Raw genomic sequence first — 15332 nt, 5'->3', positions numbered from 1 at the left:
TCACTTTTTCAGTGTCTCCACGGTGGCAGCAAAATTCGGCAACCATTTTTCGTGGGCCAGAATCATCTCGCGCGCCAGAATCTCGGCATCTTTATCAGAGTGGATAAGCGGGCTCAGGTTCAGCGCCAGCAGGACATCGTTGAACTCACCGCTCAGTGCCGCCTGGCTTGCCGCAACTTCAAAGCCCTTGATGGTGTGGATAAGACCCAACACTTTTTCATCAAAGTGGGTCACACGCGGATGCGGTTTCGCGCCGTCGCGACCAAGGATTGAAGTCACTTCAATCGACCAGTCCGCCGGAATATTGTCGATATGACCGTGGTGTGGGATATTCACGTAGTGTTCGGTCTGCTTATCGTTATAGATGGCGTTGATGACTTCACACGCCGCATCGGAGTAGTAGGCCCCGCCGCGCAGTTCGAGCTCTTTTGGCTTCACATTCAGATCGGGATTTTTATAAAGCTCAAACAGCTGCTTCTCAACTTTCTGCACCACCTGAGCGCGCGCGCCACCTTTGTAGTACTCGCCCATTTCGATAGCCAGCATCTCTTTTTGCTTGAAGTAGTACAGCAGGTAAGAGCACGGCAGCAGATTCAGAGAGCGAATCAGCCCTTCGCTAAACGGCATATCGAAAATGTTTTTCACGGTGTTGGCTGACAGCGTACCGGAAGCCACGCCATCGAGCAGTTCAGCAAAGCGTGACTCACCGTTGACCAGCACATCGCGAATAAAGACCATATGGTTAAGACCAAACAGGTCGATAGACAAATCGTCTTTTTCGCTAAGGCGCAGAACGTCGGTGATGAACATTTTCATCCCGATTGGGATATTACACACGCCGATAAAGCGCTTGAAGTTGGTGTGGCGATAAACTGCTTCGGTCACCATACCGGCTGGGTTAGTGAAGTTAATCACCCACGCATCCGGGCAAATTTCCTGCACATCTTTGATGATGTCGAAAATCACCGGAATGGTACGCAGACCTTTAAACAGGCCGCCCGCACCGTTGGTTTCCTGTCCCAGATAGCCGTGGCTTAGCGGAATGCGTTCGTCTTTTTCACGCGCCTGGAGCTGACCAACACGGAGCTGCGTGGTGACAAAATTGGCATCCTTGAGCGCTTCACGGCGGTTAAGCGTTTTATAGACTTTCATCGGCACGCCGGCTTTTTCCACCATGCGTTCGCACAGCGCGTGGATAATATCCAGCTTCGCCTGCCCCTCTTCAACGTCCACCAGCCACAGTTCCGTTACCGGCAGTTCATGATAACGTTTGAGAAAACCTTCCAGTAATTCCGGCGTATAGCTGCTACCACCACCAATAGTAACGACTTTTAATTTCTGGCTCATATCTTTTCTCCCTGGAGATCCACAAGCTAAACGTGGTTGCCCCTCCGCATAATATGCGGCGAGCTAAATAATTTGTGACAGAACTACGAAATTATTCCGTAGCGCGTTATTTAATAACCGTCAGCTGCTTCCGATAATTACTTGGCGTGAATGAGGTCAGCTTTTTGAATGTTTTAATAAACAAACTGGGGCTGCTGTAACCTGATTCGTAGGCAATATCGGTTACTGAGTAGTTGGTTATTTCCAGCTGTTTTTTAGCAAAGTTAATGCGGATATCATTAATAATCTGCATTGGCGTTTTGCCATAATAACGTTGGGTGGCGCGAGTTAAATATTCCTGGGTCTTCCCGGATAACTCGACCATGTTTTCCAGCGCACCTTCACCAAACTGTAATTTATCGTGCATGGCTTCAACGGTGGTTTTTAACCACTGTGGCATGACGTCCTGCGTCTGTTCTTCACGGTGATGACGCAAGCGGTTAATCACGTAGAAGGAGACCAGTTCAATAAATTCGTCAAATTCAGTTTCGCGAAAATGCAGTGACGAAATAACCGACTCAATGTAGCTAAGAAAAGTGCTTTTGATCGAATAGACTTGCGAAGCAACCAACGCAAACGGCACCAATGACTGGTAGTGAGTATCGAAGAAATCTTTGCTGATCCCGACGTTCAGAATTCGCGTCGCGCCAAACTCGTAAAAGCTCTGGTGGTGAGAACCCATTGGGATGAAGACAAAATCTCCGCGCTCCAGCATAACCCGTTTGCCATTTATCACCTGATAGTAGCGGCCGGTCAGTACGATTGTGAACTCGTAATAATCATGCTGGTGCAACCCACTGATACTTTCCGTTTTGTTATAGATGAAGACATGAAAATTCTTACCGTTAAAGAGCTGTTGTTCTCGGGCGGTGTTGATTTCCATGCTGATCATCTTCGGTTGCCTCATAGGGAAAAGCCTATTGTACCTTCTCGTGAAGTTCGATCAATTCAGCAACCAGTTCACGGGCCAACATTGATGTCATTAGATGATCTTGCGCATGAACCAGCACCAGGCTTACCTTCATACGCCCTTCACCTTCATCGCTTTCGATGAGCTGGGTCTGGACACGATGGGCTTCGCTCAGCGCGATGCGGGACTGTTCCATGGTGTTTTTTGCGGTCGCGAAATCACCCTGTTTGGCTTGCTTTAATGCGGCATATGCCAGGCTTCGCGCCTGTCCTGAGTTGATAATCAGGCCCATCACCACTTCTTCGAGATCGTTTTCCTGCACGTCCTCAGCAACAACATTATCCAGATCGAACATTTTTATTCCCTTCTTGTTGAGGGCGGTATGGAGACTGGCTCCATACCGCATTGGCATTAGAATTTCAGTGAAGCCGCGATATCTTCTTCGCTTTCTTCTTCTTCGATGACCGCCTGTGCTTTGTTCGAGAGAATCACGAACGGCATGTACACAAGGGTTGAGACCGCAAGGTTAAAGAGTGCGACTAACAGCGCAGCGACGCTGCCGTTACTGTTAAAGAAGGCACCTAAACCGGTTGGCATTGTCCATGGGGCCAGGTTGGTGACCGGTGGAATGATGCCCATTGAGTAAGCAGCAAGGGTGATTGCGGCAAGAATCGGCTGAACCAGGACAAACGGAATAAACATCACCGGGTTCATGATAATCGGCAAACCAAACAGAATCGGCTCGTTAATCTGGAAGATGCCTGATGGCAGCGCCAGTTTCGCTACCTGACGATGGTCAGCACGACGTGAGGCGATAAAGATGGCAATAATCAGACCTAAGGTTGCACCGGAACCGCCCAACAGGATGTAGGAGTCGAGCATCGGTTTCGCCCAGAAGTGGAACTGTTGGCCTGCCGCAATGGCTGCATCAACGGAACCATACTGGTTATACAACGCGATGTTTTCCAGCGCCCAAGGGGTCATGATGCCGTTGTCCAGCGCGGTCAGCGCCAGCGAACCGTGTACACCGAAGAACCACAGCAGGGAGTTAAAGACCACATACGCCCAACCGACCACGCCACCCATCGCCGCCAGCGGTTTGGAGATGGAATCCATGATTATCTGGTGGAAGTTGTTGCCATAGGAGGCGAGGATCCAGGAGATAATGCCGAAGATGGACAGGATCAGGAACCCAGGGATTAAGGCCGAGAAAGAACGTGACACAGAGGACGGCACACTATCTGGCAGCGTAATCACCCAGTTACGGCGGATGACGAAGGTAAACAGTTCAGCGACCACCAGACCGATAATCATACCGGAGATGATGTTCTGACCGCCCAACCAGTTCGCGCCCACGGCGTAAGCATCGCCCACGCTATAAGGTGTGACGGTCATAAAGGCCGCGACCGCAAGCAGGCCGGCTGCCATCGGGTCAACTTTGCGCTCTTCCGCTAAAGCTGCGCCAATAAAGAAAGGCGCCATCAGCGACATAATGCCTAAGGTACCGTTATAAACGTTACCGCCGATGGCTTTAAAGCTGTCTAATGTGGCAATGGTTGATGCATCCAGACGAATGCCCATTGAATAGAAGAATGACCCCTCACCAAAGCTCAGGAAAACGTTATTAACTAATACAAACATGGCCCCAGCGAGGGTCAGTGGCATTAATTTAATAAAGCCGTTTTTAATGGCGTTAATGTGAGGCTGCTTTCCTATTTTAACAGCAAAAGGAAGGAGTACCTTTTCAAGCGAATCGATCACTTTACTCATATAAAATACCCTTAAAGGGCCGCAACAATAATTGCGGCGATTAAATATGAAATAACTCTTTGACGGGAAAAATAAATTAAATTACTGCGCAGCGGCTTTTTTAATTGCAGCAACAGCTGCTTTAAGCACACCTAAACCATCTACTTTGCCATACAGCGTTGAATCAATAACTTCGATTGGCTTGTTTGGTAAAATCTTTTGAATATCAGCCAACATATAACCAATTTGTGGACCGAGCAAAATAACGTCAGCCTCAGGGCCTTTTTCCGCCGCAAACGCTTCAGAGAATGCTTCAATGACAACGGGTACTTCGTATTTCTCAGCCTGTGCACGCATTTTGGAGACTAATAATGACGTGGACATTCCAGCTGAACAAAATAGGTAGATATGTTTCTTTTCCATTCACGCTTCCTCAACTTGTGAAATCTGCCATCATCGGGCGATGTTCCATGTGCCCACTACCCTCGTATGTAACAGATGAGTTATCTTCTGTTTATGCCCTGAGTATACGGCAACATTTTGGGCACGGATAATTCTCAACGCCCCAAAATTGTCTCTCATTGACCTCCCATCTTGATTGGCCTCACATTTTGGTCAAAATAATTCGCGACAAGAAATAAGCATCATGGCTCATAAAAAAACCCGACGCGATGGTCGGGTTTTCGTAGACATCCTATAAATACACGATTATTTCTTAGGTGCCTGCGGGTCTGTATCGTACTGAGCACAGGTCTGATAGCCAGAGTTGATCACATGACCGGTATCATCTAACGCCACAAAGTAGGTTTCTGTTTTACCATCACGTTGACCCAAGATATAGGTCTGGCAAGTACCACGAGCGTGAATCATTGATACTTCTGATGATGGTTTGCCTGCAACCTGCGCAACCTGCGCACGGCTCATCCCTTTCTTAACGTCTTTAACCACCGGCTGGGTGAATTGGTCTGCTGTGCGATCATAAGCGGTACAGCCAGCCAGCATTGTCATTACAGCGGCAGCGCCCAGAAGCCCGATTACATTCTTGTTCATCTTCCCTCTCCTTTTTTATGATGTTCATTAAGCCTGGAATAAATATCGCTATTTATCAACTAATACGGCCAAATGATCCCGGGCATCGACAATATTCGGATTAATTTACATCAGTCAAAACTGTGATCCTTGTCGTTTTAGCGCCAAAGAGGTAGCTTTAACACTTTGTTCTGGCGGCTTCTCGGCACGGCTGACACACACATTTCGGAGGGGTAAATGGCGTTACAACAAGAAATTATTCAGGCGCTTGGCGCAAAACCACAGGTTGATGCGAAAGAGGAGATCCGCCGTAGCGTCGATTTTCTCAAGGCTTATCTCAAAACCTATCCGTTTATCAAATCGTTAGTCCTTGGTATTAGCGGAGGTCAGGACTCCACGCTGACCGGGAAACTGTGCCAACAGGCGATTACTGAACTGCGGGCCGAAAGCGGCGACAACGCGCTGCAATTTATTGCCGTGCGCCTGCCCTACGGCGTGCAGTTTGACGAACAAGATTGTCAGGATGCTATCGCCTTTATCCAGCCAGACCGCGTACTGACGGTTAATATTAAGGCCGCCGTGCTCGCCAGCGAGGAGGCATTGCGTGAAGCGGGTATCGAGCTCAGTGACTTTGTTCGCGGCAATGAAAAAGCCCGTGAGCGCATGAAAGCACAATACAGCATCGCCGGGATGACCCACGGCGTGGTGGTCGGCACCGACCATGCGGCAGAAGCGATTACCGGTTTCTTCACCAAATACGGCGACGGCGGCACCGACATCAACCCTATTTTCCGCCTCAATAAACGCCAGGGTAAGCAGCTACTGGCCGAACTGGGCTGCCCGGAACATCTTTATAAGAAAGCACCAACCGCAGACCTCGAAGACGATCGCCCTTCTCTGCCTGACGAAGTGGCATTAGGCGTGAGTTACGACAATATTGATGATTATCTGGAAGGTAAAACGCTGGCACCTGAGGTGGCGCAGACGATTGAAGGCTGGTATCTCAAGACCGAGCATAAGCGTCGCACGCCTATCACCGTGTTTGATGATTTCTGGAAGAAATAAATGAGAAAACCGCCGGGTCTGCCCATAGCCTGTTGGCGTTTATGAGCAGATCCGGCGGTCTTAAGACAGTGTGCCGTTAAACTTATTCGGCAGGCGCAGGTGGCATTTTACCTTCTGGCGCATGGTGTTCTGTCAGACGCTTCTCAAAATTAGCATTAAACTGCTTTTTCTGTTCCGGCGTTAATACGTTGTAGATCTTGTTCTGGGTTTCCAGACGAGACAGCATCATAGCTTTATGCTGTTCTTCCATTTTGCTGACCTGAGCTTCTGCTTTTGCTTTGTCAAAAGTATCGCTAGCAATCAGGTTATGCATCGCACGCATCTCTTCCTGCGGCGGGCGCTTCATCTCATCGCGGCTCGCTTTACGAATGTCACGAATCTGTTGTTTCTGGGCGTCGGTCAGGTTGAGTCCCTGGAACATCATGTCATGACGCGGGCCCATATGACCTTTATGATGCTGCATCATTTTACCGTTCGGCTGAGCCGCTTCGGTGGTGGTAGAGGTCGTGGTATCGGCAGCGTGCGCCACACTTGCAGCACCCAGAGCCAGCGTAGAAGCAACGAACAGAGCAGTTAATTTTTTCATTATTGAGTCCTTACTTTCATTTATTCTGACGGCGTAGTGCCGTGTTGACGAGATTAACTTTACGGGGTTTATCGTCAATTAATCAGAGCGTGCGTAAAACAATGAAAGTGTAAAAAGCGTTTTCCAACCAACTATGAAGAAATTAAGGATAAATTGTGGAGAGTTGCAATGAAAATATACAAATGGCTGATAAAGAAGAGATTTTGAAGAAGTATAAAGCACCACAGATTAATAATAAAGCAATTTACCAGGAATATTCCGTAATAACGTCAGCGGCACAAGCGTTACACCACTTGCACCGCTGAGAACGTTAATTAAGACTCCGTCGGGCAACGTTCCAGCATCAGTCCGGCCCTTAATCCCAGCGCCACATCGGGATTAGGAAACAGGACATATTCACAAGGCGATGTCACTACATAGCGCGTGTCGCCATCTTCAGCCAACAGCGTCCCTTTGGCGAACGGGGTGAAATTCAACGTTTGTGGCGACATATAAAGATGAAAATCAGCGCTACGCCGGGTGATTTGCTGCACTACGCGATAGTAAAGCGGCACCATCGTCGAGCCACCGGCGAATTCTCCTGCCAGTAAATTCGCCAGCTGTCGCCCCACCAGCGCGAAACGCGAGAGATCGTTTTGACCAAACGGCCTGGCTTTGCCTAACTCCAGCGTGCATGACTGAGCATCAAACGACTCCCCGGTGAAATGGGTAAACGTGCCGCCAGGGGCTTGATGAAACACCAATGCTTCAAGCCCGGCTGAAGCCAGCCAGGTCAAAAATTGCGGGTCCCAGGGGGTTTCGCGCGCCGGTAATACTCCAAAACGCATATGGTGCGAACCCCGAATAGCCGTGTGCAAATCGAGATGCCAGCGCACTTGCGCAGGGCAACGTTGATAAAATGCCGCCACGGTTTGTTCAAGGCTTGCCGCACGAACCGTTTCATCACTGACCGGAAAAAGACGCCAGCGCGCGCCAAACATGCGATTGAGATCGCTGTGCAGGTAACGTTTATTATCGCGCAGTGCCGGTGGATTCCCCAGGACCACCAGCAGATGCCAGCGCAGCGGCTGTTTACCGCTGAGCAGTGCGGTTAGAAGATTATCGACCATCTCCACCGGCGCCGTTTCGTTACCGTGGATCCCAGCTGACAAAACCAACGCCTGTGAGCAAAGTTCATGCGGCGTGAGCTGTAATACGCCCGCTTCACGCCACTCCCAATGGAAATGTTCGCACTCCCCTTCAGGTTCAGATGGCAATCTCCCCGCCAGCGTATATGCCAGAAACTGTTTCATAAAAGCTCCTTAACGCTGGAAGGGGTAAAGTGAGCCCAGTTTCAGGATCTGGGTGAGCCTATCCAGCGCCTCACGCCCCTCCTGCAAGAGCTGCGGATCCGCGAGGTCCGCCACGGTCAGACGGTCGCGGTAATAACGCTCGACCCAATCATTCAGTGTGGCAAACAGCGCATCATTCATCATTACCGCCGGATTAAGCGCCTGACGTTCGGCGTCAGTCAGCACCACTCTTAAACGTAAACAGGCCGGGCCGCCGCCGTTCGCCATGCTCTCACGGAGGTCGAACACGCGAAGCGTATCAATCGGGTTATCCTGCGCCAGCAGCTCGTTAAGATAGCGCCAGACGCGCGGATTTTCCTGCGCTTCGCCTGGCAACACTAACATCATGCTGCCATCAGCCTTGCTCAATAACTGGCTGTTAAACAGGTAGGTGGATACCGCTTCAGCCACCGTCACTTTTTCCGCCGGCACTTCAATCGGCATAAAACCCGGTACCCGCTCGGCCAGTTGCTGCATTAACTGCGGCTGATGCAGGAACGCCTCGGCGTGGCAAAAAAGTACCTGCCGGTTACTGACCGCAATCACATCATTATGGAATACGCCCTGATCGATAACCTTTGGGTTTTGTTGGGCAAAAAGGGTCTGGTTCGGATTGATTTGGTTAAGCCGGGCCACCGCTTCGCTGGCCCCTCGGGTTTGCCGTGCAGGATAGCGATGCGGGCTTACGCCGCTGGCCGCATCCCGACCGTAGATGAACAACTGCGTGCCGGGCATACCGTAGTCGCGCCCTAGCCGATTATGGTTTGCCGCCCCTTCATCTCCCCATGCCGCCACCGACGGCAGCGGGCCGTGGACGGAAAAATGGTTGGTGTCGTGAAAAATAGCCTGCAAGATTACCTGAGTGGTAGGCGCTTCACTGGCTCGGTGCAACAAACTACTGAGATTCGCCACCGTCAAGTGTACTTTGCCGTCGAGCGCATCGGCTGATGGGCATACCGTCGCCGCATTAGCCACCCACATCGCCGACGCAGAGCTTGCGGCGCTGAGTAATTGAGGTGCCTGTGCCGCGGCTTTAGCGATAACCTGCTCATCGCGTCCGCTAAATCCCAACTGGCGCAGTAACGCCACGTTCGGGCGCTCCTGCGGCGGGATCACGCCCTGCGCGAAACCAGCGTCCGCCAGCGCCTTCATTTTTAAAAGCCCCTGCTTCGCCGCCAGCTGCGGATTGGAGACCTGGTACTGATGTTTTGTCGAGGCTTCATTTCCAAATGACAATCCGGCGTAATGGTGCGTCAGCCCGGGCAAGCCATCGAAGTTCACCTCCCAGGCGTTCATGATTTCACCTCATGCTGAAAATCAAGCCCCGGGCTAAGCGTTGCCGGCAGCGAGAGTTGCGGAGATTCCAGGCTTGCCATCGGCCAGGCGCAGTAGTCGGCGGCATACCATGCGCCAGGACGATGATTACCGGAGGCACCCGTTCCGCCAAATGGCGCACTGCTGGCCGCTCCGGTCAGCGGTTTGTTCCAGTTAACGATCCCCGCACGCGCCTCAAGCAACAGACGGTCAAACTTTTCCCTGTCTGGCGAAATCAGACCACAGGAGAGGCCGTAACGCGTCGCGTTAGCAAGCGTAATCGCCTGGCTAAAATCATCATAGCGCCAGACACCCAGCAGCGGCCCGAAAACTTCTTCATCGGCAATATCCCGCGCCTCGGTCAGTTCGATAATCCCCGGCGTCAGTAACGACGTTCCCTCTTTTAGCAGACGCGGGGCCAATAGCGTCGTCCCGCCCTTTTCCACCTGCATTTGCCAGGCTTGATAGACCCGCTGTGCCGCCTGCGCGGAAATCAGACCGCCGATAAACGGCTGCTGCTGCGCATTCCACGCATCAGGGACAATACGCCCACTCACTTCCACCAATCTTTGCAGGAAGGTGTCGCCGACGGCGCCGCGTTTGACCAACAGGCGACGGGCGCAGGTACAGCGCTGTCCGGCGGTGATAAATGCCGACTGGATAGTCAGGTGTACAGCAGCGTCAATATCGTCCGGGTCATCAACGATCAGCGGATTGTTTCCGCCCATTTCAAGGGCCAGCATTTTTTGCGGCTGTCCGGCAAGCTGGCGATGTAAATGAAAACCGGTGGTCGAGCTACCGGTAAACAATACCCCGTCCAGCCCCGATTGGCTGCTCAGCGCCTCCCCGGTCTCCCGTCCGCCCTGGAGCAAATTCAACACCCCCGGCGGCAGTCCGGCTTGCTCCCATAATTTCACCACGGCCTCGGCACAGTTCGGGGTTAATTCACTGGGTTTAAAGATCACCGTATTGCCAGCCAGCAGCGCCGGAACAATATGCCCGTTGGGGAGATGGCCCGGGAAATTATAGGGCCCGAATACCGCCAGCACGCCGTGCGGGCGATGACGAAGCGTCGCCGCGCCATCGGCCATTTCGCTATGACTCTCCCCGGTACGGCTGCGATAGGAGGCCAGTGAAATGGCGATTTTATTGACCATCGCGCCCACTTCCGTAGCCGCTTCCCACTGCGGTTTGCCGGTTTCACGCGCGATAACATCCGTTAATTCAGCCTTATGGCTCTCAAGCAATCCGGCGAACGCTTCAACAATCTGCTGACGTTCGGCAAACGGCCGACGCGCCCACGCCGGGAAGGCGTCACGGGCCGCCGCAACGGCCTGCTCTACCTGAAGTAAAGATGCCTCGTGACCCGACCAACTGGCTTCACCGGTCACCGGGTTAGCGCTGGAAAGTGGGGCGCCGCCGCCCGTCTGCCATTGTCCATTAATCCATAGGCTCATGATTTTTTCTCCTCAGGGCACAGCCGCACCAGTCGCACGCTATCGCCGAGATGGCAGTTCAGGGCATCAAGTTGTTCAGCATTTAAGATAAGGTTTTCAGTCTGCGGGTCGGCATGAACTAACATGGCGCGAAAATGCTGGTACTGTTCGTTGGCAACCACGCACAGCGGCATCTCTGCGCCGCAGGGTTGCCCTTCGGCCACCGTCACCAGGCGGCTCTTACGCACGGCGCGTACCCGGTCAATTTCACATTCAAGCGTCGGGCCGCCGTCAAAAATGTCGACATAATCACGATAGCGGAACCCCTCTTTTTCCAGCACCGCGCGCGCCGGTGCCGTTTGTGGGTGCACCTGGCCTATCACTGCGCGTGCTTCTTCGCTTAAAAAATCTGTATAGATAGGGTGCTTTGGCATCAATTCGGCGATAAACGCTTTTTGTCCGGTGCCGCACAGGTAGTCGGCGCGGGAAAATTCCATTGAGAAGAAGCGCTCCCCCAGACTTTTCCAGAATGGCGAGTAGCCGTGCTCGTCGATTACGCCACGCATCTCGGCAACCACTTTATGGTTGAAGCAGTCGCGGAAGGCCGCCATAAACAGAAAGCGCGAGCATGAGAGCAGATGGCCGTTACTCTCTTTTCGCCATTGCGGATCGAGAAACAGCGTGCACAGCTCGCTGCTGCCGGTGTGATCGTTAGTGAGAAAAAGCGTCGGCAGCGCGTTATAAACGTTCAGTTCTTTGGAGGCATGCACCAGCGTCCCGACGCGATAGTTGTACCAGGGATCGTTAATCCCCACCGCAACCTCAATCGCGCAAACGCCGACAACCGCGCCGCTGCGGGTATCTTCCAGCACAAAGACATACCCCTGGTCGCCGCGGGGCAGCGTACCTTGCCAGGTGGCTTGTGAACGGGCAATTCTTGCCGCCAGGGTTTGTTCATCGGCGGGTAATGATGTCAACCCGCCGCCCGTTCCCCCGGCAAGCGTAAGCAAACCGCCGAGATCTCCGGCGGCAATGGGACGGATAATCATCATGATGATTCTCCTTTAACAAAGCGTGCACAGGCGGTCTCGAAACGATTGAGACCCAGCGTGACATCCTCTTCATTAATAATCAGCGCAGGGGCAAAACGCACCACGCTGGCCCCCGCTATCAGTACCATCAACCCTTCTTGCGCCGCCAGCAGGCTTATCTGTTTCGCTTTACCGGCATATTCGTCGCGCAGAGCGCAGCCAATCAGCAAGCCCGCGCCGCGGATTTCACTGAATAGTCCCAGCTTTTCGTTAATGGCCTGCAACCGTTCTTTAAACCACTGTTCGCGCTGCTTCACGCCACCCAGCACCTGCGGGGTATTAATCATCGACAGCACGGTTCCTGCCACCGCGCAGGCCAGCGGATTACCCCCGTAGGTTGTGCCGTGGGTGCCCACGGTCATGACGCTGGCCATTTTGTCGCTGGCCAGCAGCGCACCAATCGGGAAGCCACCGCCCAGCGCTTTGGCGGTCGAAAGTAAATCCGGGGTGATGCCATAGTGCATGTAGGCGTACAGTTCGCCGGTGCGTCCGACGCCGGTTTGTACTTCATCAAAGATCAGCGCCGCGTGGTGACGGTCGCAAAGTTCACGCAGTTCTCGCAGGAATTCAACGGTTGCCGGAATAACCCCGCCTTCCCCCTGAATAGGTTCCACGATCACCGCACAGGTATCATCATCAATCAGCGTGCGGGCCGAGGCGATATCGTTATAAATGCCGTGACGAATATCCGGCGGCAGCGGCGCAAAATCCTGAGAATAAGCCGGTTGACCACCGGCGGTGACGGTAAACAGCGTGCGTCCATGAAAAGCATTTTTGAAAGCGACAATACCGGTTTTGTGTTCACCAAAATGGTCGTGCGCGTATTTGCGCGCCGTTTTCAGCGCCGCTTCATTAGCCTCGGCCCCGGAGTTACAGAAAAAGACGCGGTCAGCAAAGGTGGCGTCAATTAACTGCTTAGCCAGTCGCAGCGCCGGTTCGTTGGTATAGCCATTACCAGTATGCCAGAACCGGCCCGCCTGCTCGGTCAGCGCTTCAATCATCGCCGGGTGCGCATGCCCCAAGGCGTTTACCGCAATGCCGCCGGCAAAATCGATATAGCCTTTTCCTTCCTGGTCCCACAACCACGCCCCCTCACCGCGTACAGGAATAAACGTGGCGGGTGCGTAAACCGGCATCATCCATTGATCAAAGTTTTGACGGCTGATTGACTGAGACATAGCGACCTCGATAAGTAAACAAATGGTTTAATTTATGTTAATGATTTTAGTGTTTTCCCCTTTAATGTAGATTGCACGGTTCGTGCCAGCGAGAGAAAAAAGTGCATAAATGGGAGGTGAGAACGAAATATCAATAAGTTATGAATCATCAATATTCATTGAAACTGCATATATAGTGAATATTAATGGCATTGCATTACCTTGCAGGGTAAAATTTAGAAAAATTATGCATTGGCAAAATATCATTCTGGAATTGTGATCGACTGCGAAATTAATCGTAGATTTACGCCTCAAAACGGCGCAAGTTGCCCAAACCTGGTGCAGTTTTTGCTCAGCAAAACGGCAGCATTGATAAAAGAAATAGGCAATAGCGCTGAGTCAAAGCAGCGTTCAGCGTTAAATTCTGCTACTATCCCGTCACAATTCATCCTGCAAAGTGGCAACGACTATGAAATTTGTCTCCTTTAATATCAACGGCCTGCGTGCCCGTCCTCATCAACTGCAAGCCATCGTTGAAAAACATCAGCCAGATGTGATTGGCCTGCAGGAGACAAAGGTGCACGACGATATGTTCCCACTTGAAGAGGTCGCTAAGCTCGGTTACCACATCTTCTACCACGGGCAGAAAGGCCACTACGGCGTCGCAATCCTGACTAAGGCTGAGCCGATTGCGGTGCATCGCGGTTTCCCGACTGATGACGAAGATGCGCAGCGCCGTATCATCATCGCTGAAGTACCGTCTGAGTTTGGTAACGTCACGGTGATTAACGGCTACTTCCCGCAGGGTGAAAGCCGCGATCATGAAACCAAATTCCCGGCCAAGACGAAGTTCTACCAGGACTTGCAGGATTATCTGGAAACGCGTCTGAACAAAGATAATCCGGTGCTGATCATGGGTGATATGAATATCAGCCCTACTGATTTAGATATCGGTATCGGTGAAGAGAACCGTAAACGCTGGTTGCGCACCGGTAAGTGCTCGTTCCTGCCGGAAGAACGCGAGTGGATGGAACGCCTGCTGGGCTGGGGGTTGGTGGATACCTTCCGCAACGCCAACCCGGAAACGAACGACCGCTTCTCGTGGTTTGACTACCGCTCGAAAGGTTTTGACGACAACCGCGGCCTGCGTATTGACCTGCTGCTGGCAAGCCAGGCGCTGGCGGCGCACTGTGTTGAGACCGGAATTGATTACGAAATTCGTAGTATGGAAAAGCCGTCTGACCATGCGCCGGTGTGGGCGACGTTTAAATAAGCTGAATAATCGGTGTGCAATCCCGGCGGCGCTGCGCTTGGCCTGGCTACGCCATGTAGTCATGTAGGCCTGATAAGGCGTAGCCGCCATCAGGCATAACTGAGCACATTGCCGGATGGCGGCTACGCCTTATCCGGCCTACAGCAATCGGTAGCCTGGTGTCGCGCAGTGATGCTCGGCAACGATACGCCGAACGGCAAAAATTCTGAGCAAAATCAATAAACCGGCGCTAAGCTCTTGCTGTAGTGACTAATCTATAATACCGTCGCGCGCACTTTTCTTCCCGGCAGGAGGACCCCCATGCAAAAGAAGTCGGTATTACGCAGCCTTTAAGCTCCTGCTGATTGTCGCTGTTATCTACGCACTCTACGTTCTTATTCAGCATTTTGGTTTGGTCGATCTGGTGACGCATTTTCGCCAGCTTCAACGCCTCATTTTACAAAGCGGCACGCTTGGCTATGGCCTTTACATCGCCCTGTTTATTCTGGCGACGGTGTGTTTGATGCCGGGTAGCGTTTTGGTATTAGTCGGTGGCATGGTCTTTGGCCCGTGGCTGGGTACATTGCTGTCGCTGGTTGCCGCCACACTTGCCTCTGCGGCGTCATTTTTACTCGCCCGCGCGCTGGGCCGCACGCTGTTACTCAATTATGTCGGGCATACCGCCACTTTTCAGGCCATTGAGCGAGGCATTGCCCGCAACGGGATTGATTTCCTGATCCTCACCCGGCTTATTCCCCTGTTTCCCTATAATATTCAGAACTATGCCTACGGTTTAACGGCGATTCCCTTCTGGTCTTACACGCTGATATCCGCGCTGACCACCTTGCCGGGAATTTTTATCTACACGTTTATGGCCAGTGAACTTGCCGCCGACGGAATCACCCTCGCCTTTGTGCTGAAGCTTAGCCTCGCCGGTCTGGCGCTGTTTGCGCTCGTGCAGGCGGCAAAAGGCTATGCCCGGCGAAAACGGGTGGCATTCCCACAACAGGATCGCCGATGACTGGC

The 15332-nt window shown here is 52.4% G+C and carries 15 protein-coding genes; 3 read left to right on the top strand and 12 right to left on the bottom strand.

From position 1 onward, the window contains the following. The 6 genes from ACIPDS_RS02670 to osmE form a co-directional block, all read right to left on the bottom strand. The gene (locus ACIPDS_RS02670) at positions 1 to 1347 is read right to left on the bottom strand and encodes a 6-phospho-beta-glucosidase (RefSeq protein WP_400732351.1); all 1347 of its coding nucleotides are present in this window, start codon (positions 1345 to 1347) and stop codon (positions 1 to 3) included. Between the two features lie 106 nt (positions 1348 to 1453). Next, positions 1454 to 2278: a transcriptional regulator ChbR gene (chbR, locus tag ACIPDS_RS02665; RefSeq protein WP_166514088.1), complete on the bottom strand. Its 825-nt coding sequence runs from the start codon at positions 2276 to 2278 to the stop codon at positions 1454 to 1456. 25 nt (positions 2279 to 2303) lie between these two features. Continuing rightward, the gene (gene chbA / locus ACIPDS_RS02660; RefSeq protein WP_166514089.1) at positions 2304 to 2651 is read right to left on the bottom strand and encodes a PTS N,N'-diacetylchitobiose transporter subunit IIA; all 348 of its coding nucleotides are present in this window, start codon (positions 2649 to 2651) and stop codon (positions 2304 to 2306) included. 56 nt (positions 2652 to 2707) lie between these two features. Then, on the bottom strand, positions 2708 to 4066 hold the full coding sequence (gene chbC / locus ACIPDS_RS02655; protein ID WP_400732349.1) for a PTS N,N'-diacetylchitobiose transporter subunit IIC: 1359 nt from the start codon (positions 4064 to 4066) through the stop codon (positions 2708 to 2710). An 81-nt stretch (positions 4067 to 4147) separates the two neighbouring features. After that, a complete protein-coding gene (locus tag ACIPDS_RS02650) occupies positions 4148 to 4468 on the bottom strand; it encodes a PTS sugar transporter subunit IIB (protein WP_166514091.1) in 321 nt (106 codons plus the stop codon). A gap of 285 nt (positions 4469 to 4753) precedes the next feature. Beyond that, complete coding sequence (gene osmE, locus ACIPDS_RS02645) at positions 4754 to 5095, bottom strand: osmotically-inducible lipoprotein OsmE (protein ID WP_166514092.1); 342 nt, start codon at positions 5093 to 5095, stop codon at positions 4754 to 4756. A gap of 216 nt (positions 5096 to 5311) precedes the next feature. Here osmE and nadE point away from each other — a divergent pair, with 216 nt between their 5' ends. Continuing rightward, positions 5312 to 6139: an ammonia-dependent NAD(+) synthetase gene (nadE, locus tag ACIPDS_RS02640; protein WP_166514093.1), complete on the top strand. Its 828-nt coding sequence runs from the start codon at positions 5312 to 5314 to the stop codon at positions 6137 to 6139. A gap of 82 nt (positions 6140 to 6221) precedes the next feature. Here the strand turns inward: nadE and spy are convergent, their stop codons facing one another. From spy to ACIPDS_RS02610, 6 genes are all read right to left on the bottom strand, one after another. Further along, positions 6222 to 6728 (bottom strand): ATP-independent periplasmic protein-refolding chaperone Spy, encoded by a 507-nt coding sequence (gene spy / locus ACIPDS_RS02635; protein WP_400733429.1) that lies wholly within the window; start codon positions 6726 to 6728, stop codon positions 6222 to 6224. A 311-nt stretch (positions 6729 to 7039) separates the two neighbouring features. Next, entirely contained in the window at positions 7040 to 8017 is a 978-nt protein-coding gene (gene astE / locus ACIPDS_RS02630; RefSeq protein WP_400732347.1) for a succinylglutamate desuccinylase, read from the bottom strand. Between the two features lie 9 nt (positions 8018 to 8026). Next, positions 8027 to 9352, bottom strand: coding sequence for an N-succinylarginine dihydrolase (gene astB / locus ACIPDS_RS02625; protein WP_400732345.1), 1326 nt, complete (start codon positions 9350 to 9352; stop codon positions 8027 to 8029). Further along, the gene (gene astD, locus ACIPDS_RS02620) at positions 9349 to 10827 is read right to left on the bottom strand and encodes a succinylglutamate-semialdehyde dehydrogenase (protein WP_400732343.1); all 1479 of its coding nucleotides are present in this window, start codon (positions 10825 to 10827) and stop codon (positions 9349 to 9351) included. The genes astB and astD overlap by 4 nt, the downstream gene beginning before the upstream one ends. Beyond that, a complete protein-coding gene (gene astA, locus ACIPDS_RS02615) occupies positions 10824 to 11858 on the bottom strand; it encodes an arginine N-succinyltransferase (protein ID WP_400732341.1) in 1035 nt (344 codons plus the stop codon). The genes astD and astA overlap by 4 nt, the downstream gene beginning before the upstream one ends. After that, positions 11855 to 13075 (bottom strand): aspartate aminotransferase family protein, encoded by a 1221-nt coding sequence (locus ACIPDS_RS02610; protein WP_400732339.1) that lies wholly within the window; start codon positions 13073 to 13075, stop codon positions 11855 to 11857. Before ACIPDS_RS02610 ends, astA begins: the two co-directional genes overlap by 4 nt. 448 nt (positions 13076 to 13523) lie before the next feature. Between ACIPDS_RS02610 and xthA the strand changes: the two genes are divergently transcribed. Together xthA and ACIPDS_RS02600 are read left to right on the top strand one after the other, a co-directional pair. Further along, a complete protein-coding gene (gene xthA, locus ACIPDS_RS02605; protein ID WP_400732337.1) occupies positions 13524 to 14327 on the top strand; it encodes an exodeoxyribonuclease III in 804 nt (267 codons plus the stop codon). 337 nt (positions 14328 to 14664) lie between these two features. Next, complete coding sequence (locus ACIPDS_RS02600; RefSeq protein ID WP_400733426.1) at positions 14665 to 15327, top strand: TVP38/TMEM64 family protein; 663 nt, start codon at positions 14665 to 14667, stop codon at positions 15325 to 15327. Positions 15328 to 15332: the final 5 nt, after the last annotated feature.

The sequence above is a fragment of the Kluyvera sp. NPDC087067 genome (genome assembly GCF_044745165.1).
Lineage (GTDB): Bacteria > Pseudomonadota > Gammaproteobacteria > Enterobacterales > Enterobacteriaceae > Kluyvera.
Note: the sequence above shows the minus strand (reverse complement) of the source record. Positions and strands in the feature narration are given on the sequence as shown.

What these genes read in the sequence shown, in the direction of transcription:
- astE (WP_400732347.1), bottom strand. Translation starts at nt 8,017, where the DNA reads ATGAAACAGTTTCTGGCATATACGCTGGCGGGGAGATTGCCATCTGAA.
- chbC (WP_400732349.1), bottom strand. Translation starts at nt 4,066, where the DNA reads ATGAGTAAAGTGATCGATTCGCTTGAAAAGGTACTCCTTCCTTTTGCT.
- ACIPDS_RS02650 (WP_166514091.1), bottom strand. Translation starts at nt 4,468, where the DNA reads ATGGAAAAGAAACATATCTACCTATTTTGTTCAGCTGGAATGTCCACG.
- chbR (WP_166514088.1), bottom strand. Translation starts at nt 2,278, where the DNA reads ATGATCAGCATGGAAATCAACACCGCCCGAGAACAACAGCTCTTTAAC.
- ACIPDS_RS02610 (WP_400732339.1), bottom strand. Translation starts at nt 13,075, where the DNA reads ATGTCTCAGTCAATCAGCCGTCAAAACTTTGATCAATGGATGATGCCG.
- xthA (WP_400732337.1), top strand. Translation starts at nt 13,524, where the DNA reads ATGAAATTTGTCTCCTTTAATATCAACGGCCTGCGTGCCCGTCCTCAT.
- chbA (WP_166514089.1), bottom strand. Translation starts at nt 2,651, where the DNA reads ATGTTCGATCTGGATAATGTTGTTGCTGAGGACGTGCAGGAAAACGAT.
- nadE (WP_166514093.1), top strand. Translation starts at nt 5,312, where the DNA reads ATGGCGTTACAACAAGAAATTATTCAGGCGCTTGGCGCAAAACCACAG.
- osmE (WP_166514092.1), bottom strand. Translation starts at nt 5,095, where the DNA reads ATGAACAAGAATGTAATCGGGCTTCTGGGCGCTGCCGCTGTAATGACA.
- astA (WP_400732341.1), bottom strand. Translation starts at nt 11,858, where the DNA reads ATGATGATTATCCGTCCCATTGCCGCCGGAGATCTCGGCGGTTTGCTT.
- astB (WP_400732345.1), bottom strand. Translation starts at nt 9,352, where the DNA reads ATGAACGCCTGGGAGGTGAACTTCGATGGCTTGCCCGGGCTGACGCAC.
- astD (WP_400732343.1), bottom strand. Translation starts at nt 10,827, where the DNA reads ATGAGCCTATGGATTAATGGACAATGGCAGACGGGCGGCGGCGCCCCA.
- ACIPDS_RS02670 (WP_400732351.1), bottom strand. Translation starts at nt 1,347, where the DNA reads ATGAGCCAGAAATTAAAAGTCGTTACTATTGGTGGTGGTAGCAGCTAT.